General features: G+C 51.1%; 26 protein-coding genes. 14 read left to right on the top strand and 12 right to left on the bottom strand.

What is annotated here, in order from left to right; all coding sequences use genetic code 11:
- The 3 genes from JMI88_RS37775 to JMI88_RS37765 form a co-directional block, all read left to right on the top strand.
- Window positions 1-614: phosphotransferase (locus tag JMI88_RS37775; protein WP_201367262.1), on the top strand; the 614-nt coding region annotated here is incomplete at its 5' end.
- A gap of 720 nt (window positions 615-1,334) precedes the next feature.
- Window positions 1,335-1,601, top strand: a complete 267-nt coding sequence (locus tag JMI88_RS37770) for a hypothetical protein (protein WP_201367261.1) — start codon at window positions 1,335-1,337, stop codon at window positions 1,599-1,601.
- Between the two features lie 38 nt (window positions 1,602-1,639).
- Window positions 1,640-2,341: a hypothetical protein gene (locus JMI88_RS37765; RefSeq protein ID WP_201367260.1), complete on the top strand. Its 702-nt coding sequence runs from the start codon at window positions 1,640-1,642 to the stop codon at window positions 2,339-2,341.
- Window positions 2,342-2,658: 317 nt separating this feature from the next.
- Here JMI88_RS37765 and JMI88_RS37760 read toward each other — a convergent pair whose 3' ends face one another.
- Complete coding sequence (locus JMI88_RS37760) at window positions 2,659-3,045, bottom strand: hypothetical protein (RefSeq protein ID WP_201367259.1); 387 nt, start codon at window positions 3,043-3,045, stop codon at window positions 2,659-2,661.
- 490 nt (window positions 3,046-3,535) lie between these two features.
- On the opposite strand from JMI88_RS37760, the gene JMI88_RS37755 reads away from it, so the two are divergent.
- Together JMI88_RS37755 and JMI88_RS37750 are read left to right on the top strand one after the other, a co-directional pair.
- Window positions 3,536-4,387: a sugar phosphate isomerase/epimerase family protein gene (locus JMI88_RS37755; RefSeq protein ID WP_201367258.1), complete on the top strand. Its 852-nt coding sequence runs from the start codon at window positions 3,536-3,538 to the stop codon at window positions 4,385-4,387.
- Window positions 4,384-4,533 (top strand): hypothetical protein, encoded by a 150-nt coding sequence (locus JMI88_RS37750; protein WP_201367257.1) that lies wholly within the window; start codon window positions 4,384-4,386, stop codon window positions 4,531-4,533. Before JMI88_RS37755 ends, JMI88_RS37750 begins: the two co-directional genes overlap by 4 nt.
- A 533-nt stretch (window positions 4,534-5,066) precedes the next feature.
- On the opposite strand, the gene JMI88_RS39915 is transcribed toward JMI88_RS37750, so the two are convergent.
- The 3 genes from JMI88_RS39915 to JMI88_RS37730 form a co-directional block, all read right to left on the bottom strand.
- A complete protein-coding gene (locus JMI88_RS39915) occupies window positions 5,067-5,288 on the bottom strand; it encodes an LLM class flavin-dependent oxidoreductase (protein ID WP_236023241.1) in 222 nt (73 codons plus the stop codon).
- 268 nt (window positions 5,289-5,556) lie between these two features.
- On the bottom strand, window positions 5,557-6,324 hold the full coding sequence (locus tag JMI88_RS37735; protein WP_201367255.1) for an SDR family NAD(P)-dependent oxidoreductase: 768 nt from the start codon (window positions 6,322-6,324) through the stop codon (window positions 5,557-5,559).
- Window positions 6,325-6,348: 24 nt separating this feature from the next.
- Window positions 6,349-7,236 (bottom strand): SDR family oxidoreductase, encoded by an 888-nt coding sequence (locus JMI88_RS37730; RefSeq protein ID WP_201367254.1) that lies wholly within the window; start codon window positions 7,234-7,236, stop codon window positions 6,349-6,351.
- A 288-nt stretch (window positions 7,237-7,524) separates the two neighbouring features.
- On the opposite strand from JMI88_RS37730, the gene JMI88_RS37725 reads away from it, so the two are divergent.
- Entirely contained in the window at window positions 7,525-8,439 is a 915-nt protein-coding gene (locus tag JMI88_RS37725) for an AraC family transcriptional regulator (protein WP_201367253.1), read from the top strand.
- Between the two features lie 229 nt (window positions 8,440-8,668).
- Here JMI88_RS37725 and JMI88_RS37720 read toward each other — a convergent pair whose 3' ends face one another.
- The 5 genes from JMI88_RS37720 to JMI88_RS37700 form a co-directional block, all read right to left on the bottom strand.
- A complete protein-coding gene (locus JMI88_RS37720; RefSeq protein WP_201367264.1) occupies window positions 8,669-9,187 on the bottom strand; it encodes an SRPBCC family protein in 519 nt (172 codons plus the stop codon).
- Window positions 9,180-9,587, bottom strand: a complete 408-nt coding sequence (locus JMI88_RS37715) for an ArsR/SmtB family transcription factor (RefSeq protein WP_201367252.1) — start codon at window positions 9,585-9,587, stop codon at window positions 9,180-9,182. Before JMI88_RS37715 ends, JMI88_RS37720 begins: the two co-directional genes overlap by 8 nt.
- Window positions 9,588-9,672: 85 nt before the next feature.
- The gene (locus tag JMI88_RS37710) at window positions 9,673-10,017 is read right to left on the bottom strand and encodes an SRPBCC domain-containing protein (protein WP_236023239.1); all 345 of its coding nucleotides are present in this window, start codon (window positions 10,015-10,017) and stop codon (window positions 9,673-9,675) included.
- A gap of 453 nt (window positions 10,018-10,470) precedes the next feature.
- Window positions 10,471-11,256 (bottom strand): SDR family NAD(P)-dependent oxidoreductase, encoded by a 786-nt coding sequence (locus tag JMI88_RS37705; RefSeq protein ID WP_201367251.1) that lies wholly within the window; start codon window positions 11,254-11,256, stop codon window positions 10,471-10,473.
- Between the two features lie 490 nt (window positions 11,257-11,746).
- Complete coding sequence (locus JMI88_RS37700; RefSeq protein ID WP_201367250.1) at window positions 11,747-13,252, bottom strand: sulfatase family protein; 1,506 nt, start codon at window positions 13,250-13,252, stop codon at window positions 11,747-11,749.
- Window positions 13,253-13,757: 505 nt separating this feature from the next.
- Here JMI88_RS37700 and JMI88_RS37695 point away from each other — a divergent pair.
- The 6 genes from JMI88_RS37695 (at window position 13,758) to JMI88_RS37670 (ending at window position 17,548) form a co-directional block, all read left to right on the top strand.
- Window positions 13,758-14,249, top strand: a complete 492-nt coding sequence (locus JMI88_RS37695) for an SgcJ/EcaC family oxidoreductase (RefSeq protein ID WP_201367249.1) — start codon at window positions 13,758-13,760, stop codon at window positions 14,247-14,249.
- A 2-nt stretch (window positions 14,250-14,251) separates the two neighbouring features.
- Window positions 14,252-14,944, top strand: coding sequence for a nucleotidyltransferase domain-containing protein (locus tag JMI88_RS37690; protein WP_201367248.1), 693 nt, complete (start codon window positions 14,252-14,254; stop codon window positions 14,942-14,944).
- A gap of 403 nt (window positions 14,945-15,347) precedes the next feature.
- On the top strand, window positions 15,348-16,373 hold the full coding sequence (locus tag JMI88_RS37685; RefSeq protein ID WP_201367247.1) for a plasmid pRiA4b ORF-3 family protein: 1,026 nt from the start codon (window positions 15,348-15,350) through the stop codon (window positions 16,371-16,373).
- Window positions 16,374-16,444: 71 nt separating this feature from the next.
- Entirely contained in the window at window positions 16,445-16,657 is a 213-nt protein-coding gene (locus JMI88_RS37680; RefSeq protein WP_201367246.1) for a hypothetical protein, read from the top strand.
- Between the two features lie 75 nt (window positions 16,658-16,732).
- The gene (locus JMI88_RS37675; protein WP_201367245.1) at window positions 16,733-16,888 is read left to right on the top strand and encodes a hypothetical protein; all 156 of its coding nucleotides are present in this window, start codon (window positions 16,733-16,735) and stop codon (window positions 16,886-16,888) included.
- A 207-nt stretch (window positions 16,889-17,095) separates the two neighbouring features.
- Window positions 17,096-17,548: a pyridoxamine 5'-phosphate oxidase family protein gene (locus JMI88_RS37670; RefSeq protein ID WP_201367244.1), complete on the top strand. Its 453-nt coding sequence runs from the start codon at window positions 17,096-17,098 to the stop codon at window positions 17,546-17,548.
- Between the two features lie 88 nt (window positions 17,549-17,636).
- Here the strand turns inward: JMI88_RS37670 and JMI88_RS37665 are convergent, their stop codons facing one another.
- From JMI88_RS37665 to JMI88_RS37655, 3 genes are read right to left on the bottom strand one after another with little or no spacing between them, the layout of a single operon-like run.
- Window positions 17,637-18,293 (bottom strand): sugar nucleotide-binding protein, encoded by a 657-nt coding sequence (locus tag JMI88_RS37665; RefSeq protein ID WP_201367243.1) that lies wholly within the window; start codon window positions 18,291-18,293, stop codon window positions 17,637-17,639.
- Complete coding sequence (locus JMI88_RS37660; protein WP_201367242.1) at window positions 18,275-18,517, bottom strand: hypothetical protein; 243 nt, start codon at window positions 18,515-18,517, stop codon at window positions 18,275-18,277. The genes JMI88_RS37665 and JMI88_RS37660 overlap by 19 nt, the downstream gene beginning before the upstream one ends.
- A gap of 32 nt (window positions 18,518-18,549) precedes the next feature.
- Complete coding sequence (locus tag JMI88_RS37655) at window positions 18,550-18,912, bottom strand: hypothetical protein (RefSeq protein WP_201367241.1); 363 nt, start codon at window positions 18,910-18,912, stop codon at window positions 18,550-18,552.
- Between the two features lie 292 nt (window positions 18,913-19,204).
- Between JMI88_RS37655 and JMI88_RS37650 the strand changes: the two genes are divergently transcribed.
- Window positions 19,205-19,441, top strand: a complete 237-nt coding sequence (locus tag JMI88_RS37650; RefSeq protein ID WP_201367240.1) for a ferredoxin — start codon at window positions 19,205-19,207, stop codon at window positions 19,439-19,441.
- Window positions 19,431-20,789: an NAD(P)/FAD-dependent oxidoreductase gene (locus JMI88_RS37645; RefSeq protein ID WP_201367239.1), complete on the top strand. Its 1,359-nt coding sequence runs from the start codon at window positions 19,431-19,433 to the stop codon at window positions 20,787-20,789. Before JMI88_RS37650 ends, JMI88_RS37645 begins: the two co-directional genes overlap by 11 nt.
- The last annotated feature ends 5 nt before the right edge of the window (window positions 20,790-20,794 follow it).

The following is a 20,794-nucleotide window of genomic DNA, read 5'->3' as shown; positions in this document are numbered from 1 at the left end:
TGGGCACCTTGCATCGAGAATTGGCGACGCTCGACATAACCGTTCCGCGACCTCTGGTTGCCACATATGCGCCTCCAAGTTCTCTAAGTCGATGGCTGCCCATCACAGAGGCAGCCGTCCAAGGTGATCGAGAGGCAGTTGATATTGTACGGTTCCTTCGCAATTTGGTCAGCCGGTTACGCAGGCAATGGCTGCCTGCGTCCCACCTTCCGCAGCAACTTATCCATGGCGATGTTCACCTAAGCAATGTAGGTCAGACTTCAACAGGCAAGACGGTCTACCTGGACTTCGGTTTTCTGGCCTACAGGCCACGGGTTCACGATCTTGCTTATTCTCTGGCGTTTATGGTGCTTGCACTCCAGGGGCACCAAGTACCAGAGAGCTTCGCGTGGCAACATGTCCCGCGGCTTGTTGAGGAATACGAGGCCCACGCGAACTTCCGTCTTACCGCTGAGGAAAGAAAGGCCCTCCTCCCCTACACCGCTGCTATGCCGCTCTATGCTGCGGCTCTCGACGGATTCACCAATGATCCTGCAAGGCAGATTCGAGGTAGGCTGCCTTTCCTGCGCCTTAGCGATTGGCTGCTGGCTCATCCCGCAGCAATGACAGGCTAGTTGGGAACATGATCCCTGATACTTCAAAATCGACTCTGGGCCGATTCCATTGTCTGGACAGAAAATCTGCCTTGTGATGTGGCTAGACTATTGGCATATGAAATCACTGATGGGCAAGTATGTACGCTAAATATATCTCATTACCTTTATATGGCAGCATAACAATTTTTGTCAGATAACGGTATCCCAGCTCTTTGGAACCGAGTTAAAAATTCAATTTACCCGATTGAGATAAAGCTTATGCGCCAATTATATAGATTAAACTTTGCAGTATTAGAAACAAATGGTGTATTGCACTTATATCGTAGTAAAGGGTATAAAGGTATTCCACCTTTGCTACATATTCGAGGCAATAAGGCCCGATTCTGTTATTTTATAGGGCATTTTGTGGGAAAGTAACATAATGGCACATATTTTTGTTGGGGTCATTGTTCCAGGATCTACAGCATTTGAGAAGATTGAAGAGACAGTCAAAAGTCAGCTAGAACCATTCGGTGATTACTGGGAAGTCGAACCTCATAAAGTCTATTTAAGCAAAGGGGAAATCAGTGATATAGCTGAGAGGACAATAATATCTCTCTGAAAGAGCTCGAAGAGTGGTACAAGCGTCCGTTAGCTATTGATGAGCAAGGTATCTATTATATTAGTACATATAACCCTCAAGCCAAGTGGGAGGACTGGTGGGGCATTGGAGGGCGGTGGAACGGAGTAGTCAGCAAGATGTCTCGCCATAATAGTGGTCAGAGTACAAATACTGAACCAGAACATTGTAGATTAAATGAAAACATGATTCGCATTGAGCAGCTAGACACCATTCCTCACTTTTTTGCGCTGCTTACACCAGATTTACATTGGTATGAAATTGGAACTGAAGGGGTAAAATTAGAATACAGTGAACAAGAAGAATCTGAATGGCAAATAAAAGCACAACAAATTTTAGCAGAATATCGAAACGATATCTTAGTAGGAGTTGATTGCCATTCTTAAATGTCTATCACACATTCATGAGAAATAAAGGAACATTCATGGAACTCGATTGGTCAACGCAATCCCCTCATATTCGCTCACTGTACCCTCCCTGGCAATCTGGCGATGGATACGAGGAAAACATCATTCAGGCCGCCGAGGCGCGGCTCGGTAGCCGCTTGCCAGATCCTCTCCGAACCTTTTACTCGACCTGGGGCCGACGCAAGGATCTGACCAGACTCAATCAAGCGTTGGTTGGACCTGATAAACTGGTTGCGCGGCCAGATGCCCCCATTTTCTGCTTTGAAAATCAGGCGGTCTGCTCCTGGGCGATCCGACACGAGGATCTGGAGAAAGCGAATCCTCCCGTTGTCGTCGCTTACGCTTTACCAGATTGGGAGTGGTGGGAAGTTGATGCACCTCTTATCTGGATGCCAAGCCACACCCATGTGTCAGACTTTCTTGACACGCTTACCTATCATCATGCTCTCTGTGGAGGAGCTATACATGGCGGGTACACACATTTTTTCCATCACCAGGAGTATCAAAACGCATGGTTGGAGCAGCAGTGGCAGCGCACGACTGTTGGTCCCCTGGTCTTTGGGCTTGTAGATGATTTTTCCGATGATCTCCCACCTCTCTATGTACGAAATGGTCAGGCGCTCGCCTGGTTTTTGGGTTGTAGTGTCGCTGTTCGGGAGATGGAGGCCCTTGATGAGATCAGCCAGGCACTTCAGGTAACCTGGGTCAAACAATGGTGAATCCAGATACAAACGAATTCAAAGATGAGTAAAATTCCTCCCTTATCCTCTTGCCTTGCTTTAAAAACGGCGGTAAGCTCATCTAGAAATGAGATCTCTTTCATCAAACGCATAGTAGCAAAGCTAAAGCGAAACAATGGCACCTTCTTTAGATCGATTGAATCTCATAAAAGAGAAGCTAAAATCCTTAAAACGACAGGATACCCAGTTTCAGACGTTCGGAGCGAGCGAGCATAAATATAAGCTGAATCCTCCTTTAACTCCTTCGGCGCAGTCTTACCGCAGGAAGGGGCAAAAACGTAAGCAAGAGACCCGCCCTATAAGTATTCGGCAAGAAGAAGATGGGAGGCGTTTCTTATGATACCTGGCACGCGTTCGCTGTTTTTCAGCGCAGTTGAAATCGACAGGGCTATCAACACCCCAAACTGAGAAGAAGGGAGCCAGGCCTTTTTCAGCTTCCGTCGCGCGTTTTCAATATGCTTTTCTAGAGCCTCCTTCGTCCACATATCCAGCTCTCCGTTAAAAATATTTTTCACGATTTCGCGATCGGAAACAGGACGTTCGCATAACAGCTGAAGCATTACCTGGTATTCAATGGGAGAAAAACGCATCTGCTTCGATCCAAAGATAAGGACTCGCACATCATCTAGATGATAAATACTACGGCCATTCATCGTAAAGACAGCATTCTGATTATCAAACATACAAGACATCTCTCACTTTCTAGATCACATACGATCGCCGGGACAAACGCTACCAATAATTACTATTTTGAAAAAGTGCAAAGGGATAATTTGCCCAGAACACTTGCCTTCACGATGCCAAATGTGAGCTGCGCAGAACAGATACAGAACCTATACAGTACCTATACAGTACCGTTACAGCCCTGTTTTTCACTACAGTTGCACTTAATATGATCGATGTCGCTAGCATCACAATATATAATACCAACTGGAGAATTTGGGCATGAAGTATGTTTAATCCCAACGCAGAGGATTTATCTCATTGCATGAATACTTTGCAGGTAAAACCTTGAAAATAGGATTCAAATCCAGTACGCTAAGAGGAGTACGTCTCTGTGACAGAAAACATTCATTGGCCACCCAAAAAGGAATAACCTGACCGCATTGCCATTTGTCAAAATGGTTGGGTCCCCACCCTTCCTTCCAACAACTCAGCAAGAAAGGATCATCCATGTTCCCATTCAAAATGGCGTTAAATGCATCCACTCTGTTTCCGTTTCAGCTCTCTGTCAAGCAACAGTTGCAGGTTGCTGCAGAAGCAGGCTATGAGGGCGTTGAGCTATGGATGCGCGACATTGAGCACTATCTGGCCGACGGAGGAAACCTCCATGACTTGAAGCAATATGGGGACGAACTTGGTATCTCCATCGTCAACGCCATTAGCTTTTTCACCTGGGCCGATGCGGATGCGACTGTGCGCAAGCAAGGAATGGTCCAGGCAGAAAAGGAGATGCAACTCCTGGCGGACCTGGGGTGTCCAGCTATCGCCGCTCCTCCATTTGGGAATGTGGAGCATGTCACGCTGGACGATATGGCCGCCTCTTTTGCACAACTCGTGGAGATTGGTCGCCGCATAGGCGTCGAGCCCTATCTAGAGTTCTGGGGCAGAGCAAAGCAGCTTTCGACTCTCAGTGATGCGTTCTCTGTCGCCCTTCAGAGCGGATTGCCCGATGTGAAGATGTTGCTGGACCCCTATCACATGTATACTGGCGGGAGCGCGGTCAACAATCTCGCATATATCAAGGACAGCCATATTGGCATCGTACACGTCAATGATTACCCAGCCGATCCAGATCGAGCAACCATTCAGGATAAGGATCGCGTTTTTCCTGGTGACGGCATTGCTCCTACCGCAGAGATAGCGAGATTTCTTCATCAAACAGGATACCAGGGGTATTTATCGCTTGAGTTGTTTATCGCGGATTTTGGTGGCCAGACGGCCTTAGACATTGCCACGTTGGGCCTGACAACAAGCAAGCAGGCATTCAGCATCAGCGACAGCTACGGCAAAGAGGCACGATGACTATCGCTGTTTTTGCAGATGTGCGTGGAAGATTGCTGCTTGCGCTTCAGCTTTGTGAACGCTGGCAGAGAGACCGTGAACATTTTTCCTCCTTCTATTCTTTAAACTATCAAACAAATTTGCCCGAGGTAAAAAAAAACATGTAAGATAGTAAACCTCATCTAAACGTGATAAACTAAAAAGCCAGTACTGTTCAGTTGTCTTACAATACGCTCGCAGAATACGTGCCGTCACCGTGCTGACCAGGCTTTGGCCAGCTTTTTGAGAACGCGTGCGTGACACAGATACATACTGAGTACTCGTGATCAAGGGGACAAAGACGATGGCTTTCCAGTCCTTTTCACCAGAGATGTATCGGTCAGGTGAGCACTATCAACTTGGAACGCTTAAGGCGGTATACATCCAACCGGGTGAGTTCCTTTTCCCTGGCAAGCAGAGCTTTTCGCGCGGAAAGCCATTCCTCGTGTGAAACGACGAGATGATTCTTGATGTCGCCTGCATTGTTTTTCATGTCCTCGCCCTCTATTGTTCGTGTTTGTCTTCTGTCCAGAAACAACGCCCCGGGCTCTCCAGGGGCCTGTTCTGAACCAGGCCCCTGGATCAACGTTTCATCTCCGATGGTCGAAACAGGCTGCTCATCACAAAAACGAATACCTGATACTATCTCAACTCGTCTGGTCTACATAATGAATGTTTGGCCAAACTGACGAACCGTCTCCAGATGCGTTGCATCAGAGAAATGGATCACCAGTTCCTGGACCCCAGCAGCCTCATAGGCAGCCAGACGCTCTCTGATGGTCTCGGGGGTGCCAATGAGACCAAAGGCACGGGCAATCGCACCACCAACTGCTCCTCCTGCGCCATAAATCACCGCACTTTTGTTCTCAAGTAACATATTCATCCCCCTATCTCTTACATGTTGAGGAAGGGCATGCCCTCTTTTGGGCATGCCCTTCCTCAACTGGAGTTGGGGCATGGCCAATGGGAAAGACAGTATCGAAGATGGGTGGCATCCGGGACATACCCATCCATCACCAATCCATTTGGACATGCGCTTCATTCTGAAGAACCAGCCTTTCCTCTCTGCCAAACGCTCCGCGTGGCCAGGTGCTCCTGCGGGCGCCACGCAAGATTCGGGAAGTGGTGGGAGTGAACCGTTGGAAGCGGATCTACGACACCAGCTTGACCCCTGCGGAAGATACCAGGAACGCTCTCCCTGCTCTCTCTTGCGAATCGCTTGCACACTCGACAACCGCACGGGCGACATCCTCGGTGGTTGGCGCCGCTCTCATGTTTGTGAGAAAGTCGGCCGGTGAAATGCCCAGAGAGGAAGCGTAGGCTTCGGCCGCCACCCTTCCCAGCTCGGTCGTAGGCATCATCCCTCCGGGCACCAGCGCCAGGAAGCACAAACTGCGATGCAAGTGATCGGCTTCCTTCTGAGCATACTTCGCCAGAAACATCTGCATGCGCTTGGCTCCTGCATAGCCGCCTGAAAGCGGCGAATCCCCCATGGCAGCGCCGCTGGAAATGAGGATAACGGTCGCCCCCGCAGGCAGCGGTGTGGTCAAGGCCGCCTGAGAGAAGAGCAAGGACAGCTTCACATCGCTATTCCAGTTGCGGGAAAACTGATCCCATGTTTGCTCTACCAGGGGCGACATATGAGGGATAGCACCCGCGCAAATGATGAGGACATCTGGCGCAAGCGTCTTAAACACCTTTGCAGGAGCACCCTCCTCCGTCGCGTCCAGCGCGAGGATCTGTACGCCCGGAAATGCCGCGGCAAGCTGCTTGAGCGGCTCGGTCTTTCGCGCAACTGCGAGCACCCGGGCGCCCTCAGCGTACACAGCAGCCACAATACTGCGCCCCAGACCCCTGCTGCCTCCAATGACAACCACATTCTTGTCCCGTAAACGCCGTGTCTGACGTGATTCATTCATAGCATCCTCCTTTTGAGCCATTCCCTATACTCCTTCGAAGTGGCCCGATTCCCCGCGAAAATCGGCGGCATGGCGACGCGCAAACTCGGCGAAGGTGGTGGGACGAATGCCCAACGCGATGTGCGTTTCGGGGTGCACCACTTCTTCACCATTGCCCTCCCGACGCAATCTTGACTGCACATCGAGCGCGTCTACGACATAGGCGGGAATGCCTGCCGCGAGCTGTGCTCGCTTCCTTTCTTCCGGAGCAATGTTGACATACCGCACGGCCTCGCCAATGGCAAGGGAGATCTGTTCGGCAATCTCTATCATGCTCAGTGCTTCTGGACCCGATATCATATAGGTCTTGCCCTCATGCCCTGGTGTGGTCAGCAGCGCAAAGGCGGCTTTCGCGATGTCCTCCAGGTCCACGGGAGTGAGCTTTGCATCCTCGAAAGGAAGGAAAAACGCACGTTCGGCGACGATGGTGGGCACTTCCCGCAAATACTCCGTCATGAACTGGCTGGGGCGCAATTGGGTCCAGGCAAGCCCGGAGTGTTCGAGATGGTGCGCGATTTCTGCGTGCATCCGCGAAAAGAGAAAGGGCGAATCCAATGACGTCGTCACGCCGGAAAGCTTGACAATATGGCGAACGCCCGCCCTTTTGGCGGCATCGATGAGCGTACATTGGGTCTCCACCATCTGCTGGTCGGGGGAAGAGATCAGCAAAACGCGGTCCACACCATCTAACGCGCGCCCAAGCGTCTCAGGCCGGAGCATGTCACCCTCCACAACCTCTACGCCAGGCAGCGTCTCCAGTGCCTGTGCCTTCGCACGATTTCTGACGAGTGCCCTCACGGGGTATTGCTGGCGCGCAAACTCGCGAATCACGGCAGATCCGATCAAGCCATTAACACCTGTCACAAGAATCATGATAACCTCCTCTGAGCAGGGTTCGGCATGATCCAGGAAGAGATAAGTGCTTCTCGAAAAGCCCTCTCATGTAAACAATGCTCCCCTGCTACGCTCTACTATTGAATAAGTAACCAGGTCACTGTTTCCTCTGTGCCGAGCCGCAGTCTCATGATCAGATCCCACCGGTGCGACTCTTGCGGGGTCAAGTGATCCTCTCGATAGGCAGAGTATATCCTTGAACATTGAGACAATCTATGCTATATTGTCCTGGAAAATTGTCTGATCGTCTCAAAAGAGGAAAATGGCATGGATGTGCTTACAGATATCCTGAATGCGCTTGAACTAAAGGGGTGGATCTCTGCGCGCAGGGAGCTGACGCCTCCCTGGCGCTATCACTTTGCGGCCAGTCATGATATGATCTTTCACCTGCTCGGCTCTGGGAGTGGCTATCTCTCCTTCGAGGGAGACCCGACCCCTCTGCGAGTCGAAGATGGAGCGGTTCTGCTCTTCCCTTTCGGGCACGCTCACTCGATCTGTGACGAACTGACGTCACCCCTGACGCAAGTCCTGCATGTGGACTATTCCGCGCAACACGAGTACCAGGGCTTTGCAGATACACCCGATGAGTCAAAGATGAGTGTCCTCTGTGGCGCGTTCCATCTGGAGCATCCCGGAGCTTTTCCCCTGCTCTACAGCTTGCCAAAGGTTATTCATATTCCCGCAGAACAGGGCCGCACGGTGCAGGGCTTCGCCGAGATTGTACGTTTGATCGCACGTGAAGCGACCACGCCTCGGCTGGGCACGCAGGTCGTGCTCAGACGATTAACCGAACTGCTCTTCATTCACGTAATCCGGGTTTGGGTTGAGCAGCAACCGGCATCTTCGCAAGGATGGCTAGCGGCGCTGCGCGATACATCTATCAACACAGCGCTTGGCCTGATTCATCGATCGCCCGAACAGAGGTGGACGGTCGAGGAACTGGCAGAGGCGGTGGCCCTCTCCCGCTCAGTCTTCTCCGCTCGCTTTACCCGTCTTGTGGGTGAGCCCCCTATCACGTATCTCACTCGTTGGCGCATGAGCAGAGCAACCCGCTTGCTCAAGGACAATGTCGAGATAGAAAAGATCGCAGAGCTTCTCGGCTATGAATCGGCAGTCGCCTTTCACAAAGCCTTCAAGCGAGAAATCGGCATGACCCCAGCCAGGTATCGCAAGCTCGGGTAACCAATCGCAACGCCCGCCTCGATCACACTCCCGCGCGAAGCTTTCGCTTGATCGACCCCAGACGCGCAGGCGTGTCACCATGAGCAGGTGTGAGAACCTGAGCGTGCCTCGCTTTCATGGAGAGAGAAAACACGTGTCTACTTGCCGTGAAAGGAGTGATGATCTTCGTATTCTCTGGGAGTGAAAGGGACGCTATATCCTAGAGAGGGCGTCCCTTTCACTCATATGTTTACTTGTTCAGCTCCATAGCAGTCGTTGTCTCACTTTCTTTCTGGTTGGGATGCCCTTGCTCCGCGGTTATCAAATCTCCCTGGTTGGGATGCCCTTTCCCCGTGGTTATCAAAGGCAATAAACTCCCCTGTACATAGTGAGTCCATGCAGGTGAACAGACGCCATAACACTCAAATTTGGGAACTAAACCCTCGTGAGTGAAGAGGAGCTGCGTTTTGTTCCCCTCCTGAGAGATGTCAAAACGCACATGTGTGCCCATCCATTCGCTTTGGTCTTTCACAAAATTAAAGTGGTTATACGTCACAAGCCAGACGACTGTTTTGTCGGGAATAACTTCTATTAATTTCATTTTGCAATAATGGACGTCTTTGGCCCGATATATAAACTCATCATTGAGTTGGGAAGTAGCGCCTTCAATATCTTCCGACCACCATCCGCGAACATTGGTGATAGCATTAAAGACTTCTCTCGGAGTTTGGTTGACCAACAGGGTTGTGGTGAAATTTTGATTATCCATGGTTTGAGTCATGTTCATTCATCCTTTCCTGATGTTCTGTCATGGTCGCATGCTCTTCTTCCGGGGTAGCTGGTGTGCGCGGCTCATCGAGCAGATAGCTCCGCAGGGCAGCCAAGCGCTGATCCCATTGGGCTTCAATGGCCTCAACCCAGGTCGTGACAGTCTGCAACGCCTCTGGCCGTGGCACATACCGCCGCTCCCGACCCGTCTCGCGGGCCGCTACGAGACCGGCCTGCTCTAAAGTCACCAGATGCTTGATGATTGCTTGACGCGTGATGGGCAAACGGGTAGCGAAGCCCGCTGCTGTCCCTGAGCCTTCTTCGCACAAGTATTGCAGCAACAGGCGACGCGTGGGATCAGCTAGCGCCAGAAAGACTCGCTGCGTCTGTGAATCAGTCATCACCTGTTTCTCCTCTCCTCTGGACGAGATGCTCTTTCGCACCACCTCCAACAAGCAATACAAACGGACCAGGACCGCGCAGGCACTACACGATTTCCTGGCTCTGCAGGTAAGCACGCAACCCGTTCAGGCACTCTTGCCAGCCATCCTGGTTGTCGCGATAGGCTTCCTCTGTTGGAATAGGCTGAGGCAGGGAAGCAAATCCCGACTCAACCAGCGTCAAGAGGGTCCCTTCGGCGCGTTCTTCCAGGGTAATTTCCACCAACGTACTGGGTGCGGTGGCAAACGTGAGCCCGGGATGGCTAACAGCATAGGAAGGCCAGCGAAAGGCAAAACGCTGCTCCGGCTCGATGACCTCGATCACGCCAGGATAGGGACACCGTTCATTTTCCCAGGTAAATTGGATGGCACCGCCTACGCGAAAATCCATATCACTCACTACCCCAAACCAACGGGCAAGCTGCTCTGGTTTCGTGAACGGCATCCCAGACACGCTCACGCGGGACAGGCAAAAGCATGGTTCGTTCGATACGATCAGAAAGGGTCATAGAATCTCCTTTCAGGTGACGCAAAATGCGCATGTCTTTTTTTATATAGGCAACCCTCAAGTTGCCTATTAGAGAGTATACCAGAAAAAACCGCGATAGGCAACCCAGAAGTTGCGTTTTTCAGGGATATCAGAAACAAGAGCAAGATTCGAGAAGTGGTGGGCGTGGACCCGATGGCGCGCTGTTCTCTTTGCTGATGAATGGCACGCTCATGCAAGGTCAGAGGCGATGCGATCCAGTAGCTCCCCATACTGCTGTCGCACCTCTGTGGAGGAAAGCCGGTCGGCGTTCGTCAAGATAAAGGACGAGTCCTGCTCGATAATTTTCCAATGTATCTAATAGGTGAGAACGCCACCATCGGCGTTCAATGCCTGCCCGGTCATGTAACGCGAATCCGGGCCGACCAGGAATGAGACGATTGCGGCTGCGTCGGCTCCGTCACCCATATAGCCCAATGGAATACGGGCGTTGCGTTCAGCGCGGACCTCGGCCGGGGCCTGTCCCGTGATACGGGCGACTTCACGGTCCACCGCATCCTGCATCGGTGTCTCAATCATACCCGGACAGACAGCATTGACGCGCACTCCGTACCTTGCAGCATATAGGGCCAGCGTTTTCGTCGTCGCCAGCACCGCCGCCTTGCTGGCATTGTAAATGGGATGGTAGGTTGTGCTGGCCATCTTCCCGGCAATAGAGGCTATATTGACGATGCGCCCGCTGCGCTGTTCTATCATGTGCTTGAGGGCCAGCTGGCAACAAAAATAGGTAGCCTTCGCGTTGACATTCATGACGAGGTCCCAATGTTCCTCATTTACGTCAAGTGGCAGGGCGATGCGCTGAACGCCCGCATTGTTGACCAGCGCATCAAAACGGTGAAAGGTCGAAAGCGCTGTCTCGATCATGCGCTGGCGATCTTCAGCGTGCAGGATGTTTAGTGGAAGCGCAATCGCTTCGCCTCCTCCCGCATGGATCTCAGCAGCAACCCGCGCCACGGCATCGCCTTGCAGGTCCGCCAGGACAAGGCTCATCCCATCCAGGCTCAAACGCAACGCTATGGCGCGTCCGATACCCTGTCCCGCACCGGTGACAATAGCGACTTGCCCTTTTACAGGCTGTTCCATATGTAGTTCCCTCTTCTTTCATCGGCCTGGTAGCTGAGTTCACGTTGCATCAGGCTAAAGAAAGTGGAAGATCCCACCTATCAGCCTACGCCACTCAGGCCCCAAACAAGGAAAAGCCATTCATCCCCGCCATTCATGGCAGGGCTTTCTGTCTCGTTCACTGTAACACAAAAGAAGGCAAAAAAGAAGCGACTTGGATCAGAAATGGACGCATGGTCAACTGCGCCGTTCCATTCCAAGCAAGCATGCTATACAATATTCCACCTCCATCTCTCACGACATCGATCATCCTCCCTGCGGACCCCTTTATTGACAACGATTCCATATACCAGCATACTAGCCATAGAGAGAGAATGAGGAGAGACATGGATAGGGATCATGAGCAGATACATAATCAGAATGATCAATAGTAGCTGCGGATTTACGACGCTCTACGCCAGACTCGCTTCTTCCATACCTTTCTTGCGCACGTGTTTGAGTTGGATTGCTGCTATAAAATTAAAGGGGTCGGAGCATAATCTGTGTCTATGTGTTCCCAGCGGTCCATAAATCGTTTGATATCTTCCTCGCGGCTCTGACTGCGCAAACGTTTAATGAAGGAGTTCAATGATTTCCCCAGCGCCGTGGGTGGATTATGCTGTACGAGGCGCATCGGATCAGGCTGGTTGGTGACTGCGACATTCTCTCTTTCCCAGTTGCGTAAATGAGTATCCATTTGTTGCAGGCGGTCAGGCAAGGCTTCGGCTACATTGTTTACCTGGTAAGGATCAATCGAGAGGTCAAAGAGCATCTGTGGAGGATACTCAAAATAGCCTGGATGGTAGGTACGAATATACAGCCAGCGTCCATCATAGACAGCACGTTGCCTTGTATGCAAGCCATGCCCCATTACCATCTCAGAACGAGGTTGTGCGAGCGCGCGCCCTTCCAACAGTGGCAAGAAGCTCTGTCCAGCCCAGCCGGTAGGGACCTTCAAACCGAGGCTGGCGCTGACGGTTGGGGCAAGATCAATATTGAGTAGCAACTCCGAGCGTTGGTCACCAGCCACCTGCTCTGTAATGCCGGGCCATTTGATAATCAATGGTACACGATTCACCGCCGGGCTTACACTGCCATGCTCCATGTATTGTCCTAGCTCGCCAAATGCCTCCGCATGATCTGCAGAAATGATGATCGCTGTTTCATCAAAAATCCCCTGGCGTTCCAGCTCAGTAAATATTTGCCCGAGATTCTCATCGGCGAAGCGAATAGCGCCATCGTAGCCATTAATAAGATGTTCAAAGTCGCCACGATGCTTGATCTGGTCAGGCATTGTCGGCACGCGACTTTTGCCGTAGCCTTCTCCCGGAGAATCAGCCCAGAGCATTTGCGGCGTTCGTACGCCTGTGAGCCTTTGTTGCTGCTTGATGGCGTCAGCATCTGGCCATGCCGGAGCTGGATGCTCCTCCATCATCCTCATATAAGAAAGAGGCTCGGTATAGAGCGTGTGCGGATCCCAGTAGTTGAGATGCACAAACCAGTTATCTTCGCGAGCATGCTGTTCAAACCAGGGTAGAGCGACAGCGTTGACTTCGTTAGCATCTTCGTTGCCATTTTTGAGACTCGACAGGTTAAATTGGCGAAAACCAAAGTGGAACCATCCCGCCAGGTGACGGTTAGCAAAGCTGGAGAAACTGACAGTATTCATACCGTTGTGTACCAGGTGGTGCATCCACATGGGAGCATCCGCCTCGCCATGTCGTTCCCGGTTGCCATAGCGCAATGTTGCCCCTATGGGCGTATCCTCATGAGCTACAACGCCGTTCTGAATGCCGGGACGAGCGCTGAAACAGGCGGCACGACTTGGCAGACAGGGACTATCAGAGCAAAAATAATTAGTGAAAAGAACACCTTGTGAGGCAATGCGGTCAATGTTAGGTGAGGTTGGCCGTTGATAGCCATAGCATCCCAGGTGATCAGGACGTAACGAGTCAATATCGATATAGAGAATTCTCATTTTAACCCCTTCCTGAGTTGAGGTGACTGAATGCAGCAATGTAAATAGAAGTCAGAGGGCATCGGCAGACTGACTTTTCCAGTATATCATTTAATTGAAACTTACAATTAAGCAATAGCATAATACAACGGCCCGGGGAAAGAGGGTGATTGGTATTGGAGTAGGAGTTAGGAGTACCGGGCATAGTTGATATCATGACGGGAGAATGGCACATACCTGGACATGAGCAGTTCAGCGATAGTGTTCTCCGTATTCACCAGGTGAGAGTAACAGGTAGCTATCATAGCTGGATTGCAAAAATGCCGAGAAAAACACGGCGGAAGTGATGCTCAACAACAAGCCCCGATCCGAGGATACACAATCACATCCCATCAAAATAGCAAATTAGAAGATGTTTTTTTGTGAGTTAGAGATTATAATTATCAGGGCTTTCATACGCGCGACGCAGTATTTTAGTAAAGATGAATGATGTGGGAAATCTATTTAGAGATTAGGAGAAGCGATTATGGGTTTAGATGCGGCTCAATCACAAAATATATCATCTTCGGATGAAGAGACGGTTCGTGCGCTTTACAGACAGATATTGGATGGCTGGAACCAGCACGACGCGGCCGCTTTCGCCGCCCCGTTCGCCGAAGATGCTGAGGTCATTGGCTTCGATGGCAGTCTGATGTTCGGGCGAGGAGAGATCGAGGAGACGCTGCGGCAGATTTTTTCCAACCATGTTACTGCCCCCTACATAAGCAAAGTCAAAAGTGTGCGCCTGGTGCGTCCTGGAGTAGCCATGCTGCGCGCGATTGTGGGCATGATACCTCCAGGGCAAAAGGAACTCAATCCCGCAGTTAACGCACACCAGGTCATCGTTGCGGCGCAGCATAATGGTGGCTGGCACGTTGAGTTGCTACAGAATACGCCAGCGCAGTTTCACGGCCGCCCTGAGCTCGTACAGCAAATGACGGATGAACTGACACAGAAACAAAGTTCAGGAGAAAGATAGATTTGTTGTACCAGGATTTGCTACAAGAGATTATCGAGGAAGCACGCCAGCAGGAAGAGATTATCGGAATCCTGCTGACTGGCTCCGTCGCCAGAGGCGATGCCTTACCAGGGTCCGACCTTGATTTACGCTTCATTCTTACGCCAGGGCTCAAGCGTGAGTTTCAATCAGAGTTGCGCCAGGGCGTTCTGGTTGAACAGGGATATGCGGATGTGGCATCGGCTCAATCCAAGCTCGAAGCCGACGCGATGCAGGTTTATGCTTATCTGGATGGACGCATTCTCTTTGATCCGCAGGGCGTCCTCGCGCAGTTGAGAGAGCAGGCGCAAAAACGCTTTGAAACCTACAGGATCTCGGAACAAGAGCGAGCGAAAATCATCACCAGGCTAGAGGCAGCTCGTTTAAAAATCCAGGTGGCCTTCAAAGCAGGTCATCTGTTGAAAGCTGCGTTTGTAAGCGGGACAGTTTCCTGGCAGATTATCGAGGGCCTCTGGGCAGCCAACAATCGCCCCTTGCCCCCAAATAGCTCAATCTGGCCGCACCTCAAGGATCTAACGCAGGGGCCTCCCGACGTAGAAGAGCAGCTAAAGCAACTCTTTTGCGCAGAGACGCCCCAGCGTATCCAGGTTACCCTGAACCTCCTCGACTGGATTCTGTCACAACTGGATAGTGAGAAGGTTTCTCCCAATTTATAAGCCTGCTTCCTTAATTGTGCCCTCAAATCCAATTCACATACCCAAAAGAACCAAAGCGACAAGAAACACGACACGTAGGTGCGCCCCTTGCGGGCGCTTCCTTGATTATCGATCAAAAAACCACAAAAGAGGTAATAGAGAACCATTTCACACGATGCATATCATCATTATTGTTTGTTTTTCAAGCAGAGGAGGTAAAAGCGCCCGCAAGGGGCGCACCTACGATGGTCTTGTTTCTTTCTCTTCGTATCTTCGCCTCAATGAAATGTATTGGCCAGATGGGGCACTCTTTTACCTGGCATAACATTTCTCAGCATAAATAATAGAAACAGCATATCTCTCTTGCCCCGAATGCAGTATACTGTCTTAGACATAAAAGTTTTATGCTTGAAGGAGGCTTTCTATGCCAAAGAAGACAGCCAGGCATTTTGTTTATCAGCTAGACGTACGTCTGGCGGATTTAGAACCACCAATCTGGCGGCGCATCGAAGTTTCAGGTCTGACCACTATATCAGAACTTCATGGCATTATTCAAAATACTATGGGTTGGGAGGATGAGCACCTTTATGTGTTCACCATCGGTAATCAGACGTTTGAAGGCAGACCCGACTTTCCTGAATTTATCATGACTCCAGTAGAGGGTGCCGTTGATCCAGATACAATCAGTGGCGGTATACCGGATATGTTCGATGAGGACGAGGATGAAGAGGACTATGAGGACGACGATCCCATGCTGCAAGAGCTGGTGACACGGAAAGGGAGCAAATTCTACTATGAGTACGATTTTGGGGATAGCTGGGAGCATGTGATTACCGTCGAAGAGCGCACCCCCTGGACTCCTGATAAGGTTCTTCCACGCTGCCTGGATGGAGCCCGCGCCTGCCCGCCTGAGGATTGTGGTGGCATCTATGGTTACGCGTCGATCCTGGATGCGCTGGATAGGCAAAAGAACAAACAAGAATCCCAGGCCAGCACTGAAATACCAGAGATTGTGGCAATTGCAGAAGCGGAAGATGATGATGAGATTTTGGAATGGCTTGGAGAGGATTTCGATCCTGAAGCATTTTCGACTGAAAGCGTTAATGAGTACTTTGGAGAATGGCGACTCACCGACAAAGAGATAGAGAAACGTACCCAACAATTTGAAGAGCGAAAGAAAACGGGGCGACCAGCCAGCCAGCAGGAAGAAGAAGAGTTCAATCCAGCGCTTCAAGCGGTGATCTTTGAGCTCATAGATAACCAGATGCGAGGCAACGATCCTCCTGAGACGCGACAAACCTTTCAACGACTTCAAGCCGCTGGCTATACCAAGTTGGATGCCAAAAAGCTGATCGGGTCAGCGCTGATAGAAGAGATCGTGACAATGGAGAAAGAGCAAAAACCATTTAATCGTCGGCGCTTCGCCGCCCTACTCGCCAGACTGAAATAGCTGCAAATCACAAAAAATAGTGAAAAGAAGATATGCTCCATCTTCTTTCACTATTTTTGGTAGAGACAGTGATGAGCGAAACACCCACGGATCGGCACGTACAGCCACTTTCTACCGAGATGGCCTGGTACGCGTTACATGAGCCATTGAAAAACTTTATTCGCAAACGCGTAACCGATCGCCTGGGTAGACTGATTGATTATCAACCACGTTGCCACTGCTGTGAGCCGCAAACGGCTCGTGTGCAAGCATCAACAGTGCAGTGGTATGAAAAAGTATTCTAGGAAGCAAAGCTTGCGTCCTTTGGCGATTCTTGCCGTCTATATCATCAGTAAGATCACATAAATAAGCATGATGCAATGCATTACAGAAATCGAGCCCTGTCTGGTCAGCTAGCAAGCATCATCGGCGCGCAACCGCTAGCCAGGCAGGGCCTGCTTTTTGCTCAATTCAAAATACTTCTCACAGCAGGCAGCGACCTGATCCAGTGCTCGCTCTCTTTCAATGAAGGTTGAAAGAAATAATTGCCAGCCATAACACATGCCGGCCCAGGTTACTGCATGCGTTCTCACCCCCTGAGCGTGAGCCCGTGCTTCTAGTTATATATTCATTTGTTCATGACTATATAGTGATTATTTTGTGATGTCATCAACTGGATTGTGAGGCAAATGAGAAGTCAGCACGGCATAGTATTTTATATATAGTACAGAAAGGACAAAAAGATGCTAGGCGAACTCACGCAGGACCAGATTAACCGCTTATTAGCAAGCCAGAACTTCGGGCGTATCGGTGTCTCAAATCATAATAGAATATACATAATTCCAATTAATTATATCTTTGATGGTACCGACATTTATGCTCACAGCTTGCCGGGAACCAAGCTACAGATCATGCGCAATCATCCTGAGGTATGCTTGCAGGTAGACAAAATTAAAGATGGCTCGACCTGGCAAAGCGTACTGGCCTGGGGTACATTCCAGGAACTGGCGGGAGATGAAGCGGCTAACGTCTGCTACGCGCTCGGCAAACAGCTTAACTGCCTGATTGCCAGCGGCTACGCGCTCCACGAGATGCGTTCCCTTGATACCAGCAACACACCACGTCCGATTACCATTTATCGCATCCATCTCACCGAAAAAACCGGGCGCTTTGAACTGCCCGAAGAAACAGAATAGGCGGACTGTCCGGCAGCCATCCTGGCACCTAACAGAAAGCCCCCCGGGATCGCAGGGACGCGTCCCATCGATAATTTTAGCTGGCCTTTCAGACGAGCAAAGCACGATCAATGGAGAGTGGTTGGATTGTTGTAAGCTTTTTCATCAGGCGCGTATCCAATGAAGTATTTTTTGGGTAGGTACAGTCCGCAGGCATGGTGATGGGTACCAGACTTTGGTAAGGCACCTTCAGGCATGCCATGGCTTGCCGGTAGAAATCATAGATACTCATGGCGGGGCCCGCGACATGGACGATGCCCGTGTAGGATGAGCACGTCAGCAAGGTAATAGCTTCAGCGACCTGATTGACCTCCATCGGACTTTTCCACATATCGATAAAGAATTCGAGTCGTTCGCCCGCGAGCAAACGGGCGCGTGCCTGTGAGAGACGTGCATCAAGTTGTGAGAGTGAGTAGCCGTAGAGATAACTGGGTCGAATAATGCAATAATCAGGGCAGAGAGATTGAATAGCCTCCTCAAAATAGTAGAGGTTGCGGCCATACAGTGTGATTGGTGATGGAATATCTTGCTCACTATAGTTGCCTTGCTGACCATCAAAGATGCCATCGCTAGAAATATAGACTACACGACACTGCTTGCAGCTCTGCACAAGTAGTTTTACACGTCGCTGGAAAAGTAGAGCATCGGTCGCCTGATAAGCCATATTGGCCGCAACCACGACAGTATTTATGCGAGATTGATCCACCAGTGACGCGACATCATCAGTCCAGAAATCGTAATGCTGAAAGCCTGGCGAGGCGGTTCCAGTTCTATGAGTGGGCACAACAAACTGGCCAGCTTGCTGCAACTGCTGGTATTATGAGTGGGCACAACAAACTGGCCAGCTTGCTGCAACTGCTGGTATAACGTGCGTCCCAGATAGCCGCTAGAGCCCAGCAGCAATATACGTTGATTCCGATACCGATCCATCCACTATCCTCCAAAACAATATATTTTCCTTGTTAAAAGTCTTTTTCTAATTGAGGCGATGCTACAGGCGCAGAGATATAGCCTTCCTGCAACTTGACCTGGTAGGTATAGTCGATAGCATCCTTTAGCTCTTGCTCAACGCCATAGTAACGCGCGACACTGAGCGCGCTGCGGATCACATCCTGTATCTCTTTAGCCAGGGCGGCTTTGTTGGGCAGGCCGTGTTTCTGTCGCTTGACGCCACTCCCTTCAAAGTGATTGACCGCGCTGGCCAGCTCACTAGCCTCTTCACATAAGCGCGTGATGATCTGAAAAGGATCATTGCCGGCAGGAAACTTCTTGTTATAAGCGTCAGTGGTCAGTATCAACTTTTCATAATAATCAGGAGAATGCATGAGGCAGATTCCTTTTTAGTATTCATACTACCTCACGCATCAATAAAATGCAATGCGATGATTGTAGCTTTTCGTGATCATTGTAAACAAAAGTCACTCAAACGTCTCAGATTTCAAATTAAAAGAATAAAAGGCTACGCGCCATAGACAGCCTGTGCCTCTAGTTTTAAACGTTGACCTTGACATGTTTCCTTCTTATACGCCCATGCTATAACGTTGATTATTTGTGGTAATCAACACCTGCATCATAACTGTTGAGGTACGGCATTTAGTTAGTGCGGGAGAGATGGCTATGCGCATTGTCGTTGATTTAAATCGCTGTCAAAGCTATGGTCAGTGTTGCTTCGCAGCTCCTGCGGTTTTTCATTTCCATAATGGGGAGTCACTGGAGTATGATTATGCCCCTGACGATGCATTGCGAGAGCAGGTGTGGCGCGCCGCCAGGGCGTGTCCGGTTCAGGCAATTTCGATTGGCCTGATCGATGAGGAGTATGAGGCATTGCAGGATCAGGTGCCGCATGGTCAGTAAGATCAATGAGACAATCGCGCCCAGGCATGTTGTGATTGTAGGAGCGTCACTGGCGGGTCTGCGGGCCGCTGAAGCGCTGCGGCGCGAAGGCTTCAGCGGTGAATTGACGCTTATCGGCGACGAGCCATATGCTCCCTATGATCGCCCACCTCTCTCCAAGCAGGTGTTGACCGGTAGGTTGCCGGTGGAACATACGACTTTGCCGCTTTTTGAACACCTGTATGCTCGCTGGCTGCTTGGTACGCCCGCACGGCGACTGGACACGCAAAAGTGCCAGGTGATGTTGGCGGATGGTCGGGCGGTCGATTTTGATTATCTACTGATAGCCACGGGAACGAGGGCCCGGCCCTGGCATGACGCGGAAGAAGCCGCCCTGGATGGGGTTTGCCTGGTGCGTAGTCGCGATGACGCCGTTCGCCTGCGGGAGAAGCTGGCGGCCAGACCCCGGCGTGTCCTGATCGTTGGTGGGGGCTTTATTGGTTGTGAGGTCGCCTCCGTTTGCCGCGACCTGGATCTGGAGGTAACGGTGGTTGAGCGTGGGCCTGCGCCTCTGGGAGGAGCTTTGGGGACGACTATTGGAAATATCGTCGCCAACCGCATGCGTCAATACGGGGTTGATCTACGTCCAGGGCTGGTCGTGACGACATTAGAAGGCGATGCAAACCAGCAGCTACGCAGCGCACAGCTATCCGATGGCAGTATAATTGAGGCCGATGTAGCAGTAATTGCCCTGGGAGGTATTCGCAATGTCGAGTGGTTGTATAAAGCCAACATTTCAGCTGACGAGCGTGGTGTGGTTTGCGACACCTATTGCCGCGCCCTGGACACCAATGGCCAGGTGATTGAAAACATCTTTGTCGCCGGCGATGTGGCGCGCTGGCCCCATCCACGCTACAACTACGAGGGGCTACTACTGGCCGTTGAGCATTGGGGAAACGCCATCGAACAGGCTGAGACGGCAGCCCATAACATGCTCAACCCCTCCTTTGATTATCGGCCGCATACCCACCTGCCCAACTTCTGGTCCAGCCAGTTTGGGGCCAGCATCAAATCGGTTGGTCTGCCCACTGTGGCCGATGAAGTTGTACTGACCCAGGCCTCGTTCGGCATGCGCCGCTTCACCGCCGTCTATGGTCGCCAGGGTAAGACCGTCGCTGCTGTCGCCTTTAACGCCGGTCAAATGCTAGCATCCTACCAATGCTTAGTCGAAGAGGCGGCTCCTTTTCCTCCCGACCTCCATGCGCCCGATGGGCCCTCCCGCGTCCAGCCGCAGCCGGCAGGTTTTCCCAGCGCGGGCCATCCCAGGTACGATACGGGATCTGAACCGAATGTGGTCACACAAGCATAAATAGT

Source organism: Dictyobacter formicarum, from assembly GCF_016587435.1.
This window is presented reverse-complemented; position numbering and strand designations above follow the sequence as displayed.

Excerpts from the sequence above, each read along its gene's own strand:
- JMI88_RS37770 (WP_201367261.1), top strand. The coding sequence starts at position 1,335 with ATGTCTCGCCATAATAGTGGTCAGAGTACAAATACTGAACCAGAACAT.
- JMI88_RS37765 (WP_201367260.1), top strand. The coding sequence starts at position 1,640 with ATGGAACTCGATTGGTCAACGCAATCCCCTCATATTCGCTCACTGTAC.
- JMI88_RS37760 (WP_201367259.1), bottom strand. The coding sequence starts at position 3,045 with ATGTTTGATAATCAGAATGCTGTCTTTACGATGAATGGCCGTAGTATT.
- JMI88_RS37755 (WP_201367258.1), top strand. The coding sequence starts at position 3,536 with ATGTTCCCATTCAAAATGGCGTTAAATGCATCCACTCTGTTTCCGTTT.
- JMI88_RS37750 (WP_201367257.1), top strand. The coding sequence starts at position 4,384 with ATGACTATCGCTGTTTTTGCAGATGTGCGTGGAAGATTGCTGCTTGCG.
- JMI88_RS39915 (WP_236023241.1), bottom strand. The coding sequence starts at position 5,288 with ATGAATATGTTACTTGAGAACAAAAGTGCGGTGATTTATGGCGCAGGA.
- JMI88_RS37735 (WP_201367255.1), bottom strand. The coding sequence starts at position 6,324 with ATGAATGAATCACGTCAGACACGGCGTTTACGGGACAAGAATGTGGTT.
- JMI88_RS37730 (WP_201367254.1), bottom strand. The coding sequence starts at position 7,236 with ATGATTCTTGTGACAGGTGTTAATGGCTTGATCGGATCTGCCGTGATT.
- JMI88_RS37725 (WP_201367253.1), top strand. The coding sequence starts at position 7,525 with ATGGATGTGCTTACAGATATCCTGAATGCGCTTGAACTAAAGGGGTGG.
- JMI88_RS37720 (WP_201367264.1), bottom strand. The coding sequence starts at position 9,187 with ATGGATAATCAAAATTTCACCACAACCCTGTTGGTCAACCAAACTCCG.
- JMI88_RS37715 (WP_201367252.1), bottom strand. The coding sequence starts at position 9,587 with ATGACTGATTCACAGACGCAGCGAGTCTTTCTGGCGCTAGCTGATCCC.
- JMI88_RS37710 (WP_236023239.1), bottom strand. The coding sequence starts at position 10,017 with ATGGATTTTCGCGTAGGCGGTGCCATCCAATTTACCTGGGAAAATGAA.
- JMI88_RS37705 (WP_201367251.1), bottom strand. The coding sequence starts at position 11,256 with ATGGAACAGCCTGTAAAAGGGCAAGTCGCTATTGTCACCGGTGCGGGA.
- JMI88_RS37700 (WP_201367250.1), bottom strand. The coding sequence starts at position 13,252 with ATGAGAATTCTCTATATCGATATTGACTCGTTACGTCCTGATCACCTG.
- JMI88_RS37695 (WP_201367249.1), top strand. The coding sequence starts at position 13,758 with ATGGGTTTAGATGCGGCTCAATCACAAAATATATCATCTTCGGATGAA.
- JMI88_RS37685 (WP_201367247.1), top strand. The coding sequence starts at position 15,348 with ATGCCAAAGAAGACAGCCAGGCATTTTGTTTATCAGCTAGACGTACGT.
- JMI88_RS37680 (WP_201367246.1), top strand. The coding sequence starts at position 16,445 with ATGAGCGAAACACCCACGGATCGGCACGTACAGCCACTTTCTACCGAG.
- JMI88_RS37675 (WP_201367245.1), top strand. The coding sequence starts at position 16,733 with ATGCATTACAGAAATCGAGCCCTGTCTGGTCAGCTAGCAAGCATCATC.
- JMI88_RS37670 (WP_201367244.1), top strand. The coding sequence starts at position 17,096 with ATGCTAGGCGAACTCACGCAGGACCAGATTAACCGCTTATTAGCAAGC.
- JMI88_RS37660 (WP_201367242.1), bottom strand. The coding sequence starts at position 18,517 with ATGGATCGGTATCGGAATCAACGTATATTGCTGCTGGGCTCTAGCGGC.
- JMI88_RS37655 (WP_201367241.1), bottom strand. The coding sequence starts at position 18,912 with ATGCATTCTCCTGATTATTATGAAAAGTTGATACTGACCACTGACGCT.
- JMI88_RS37650 (WP_201367240.1), top strand. The coding sequence starts at position 19,205 with ATGCGCATTGTCGTTGATTTAAATCGCTGTCAAAGCTATGGTCAGTGT.
- JMI88_RS37645 (WP_201367239.1), top strand. The coding sequence starts at position 19,431 with ATGGTCAGTAAGATCAATGAGACAATCGCGCCCAGGCATGTTGTGATT.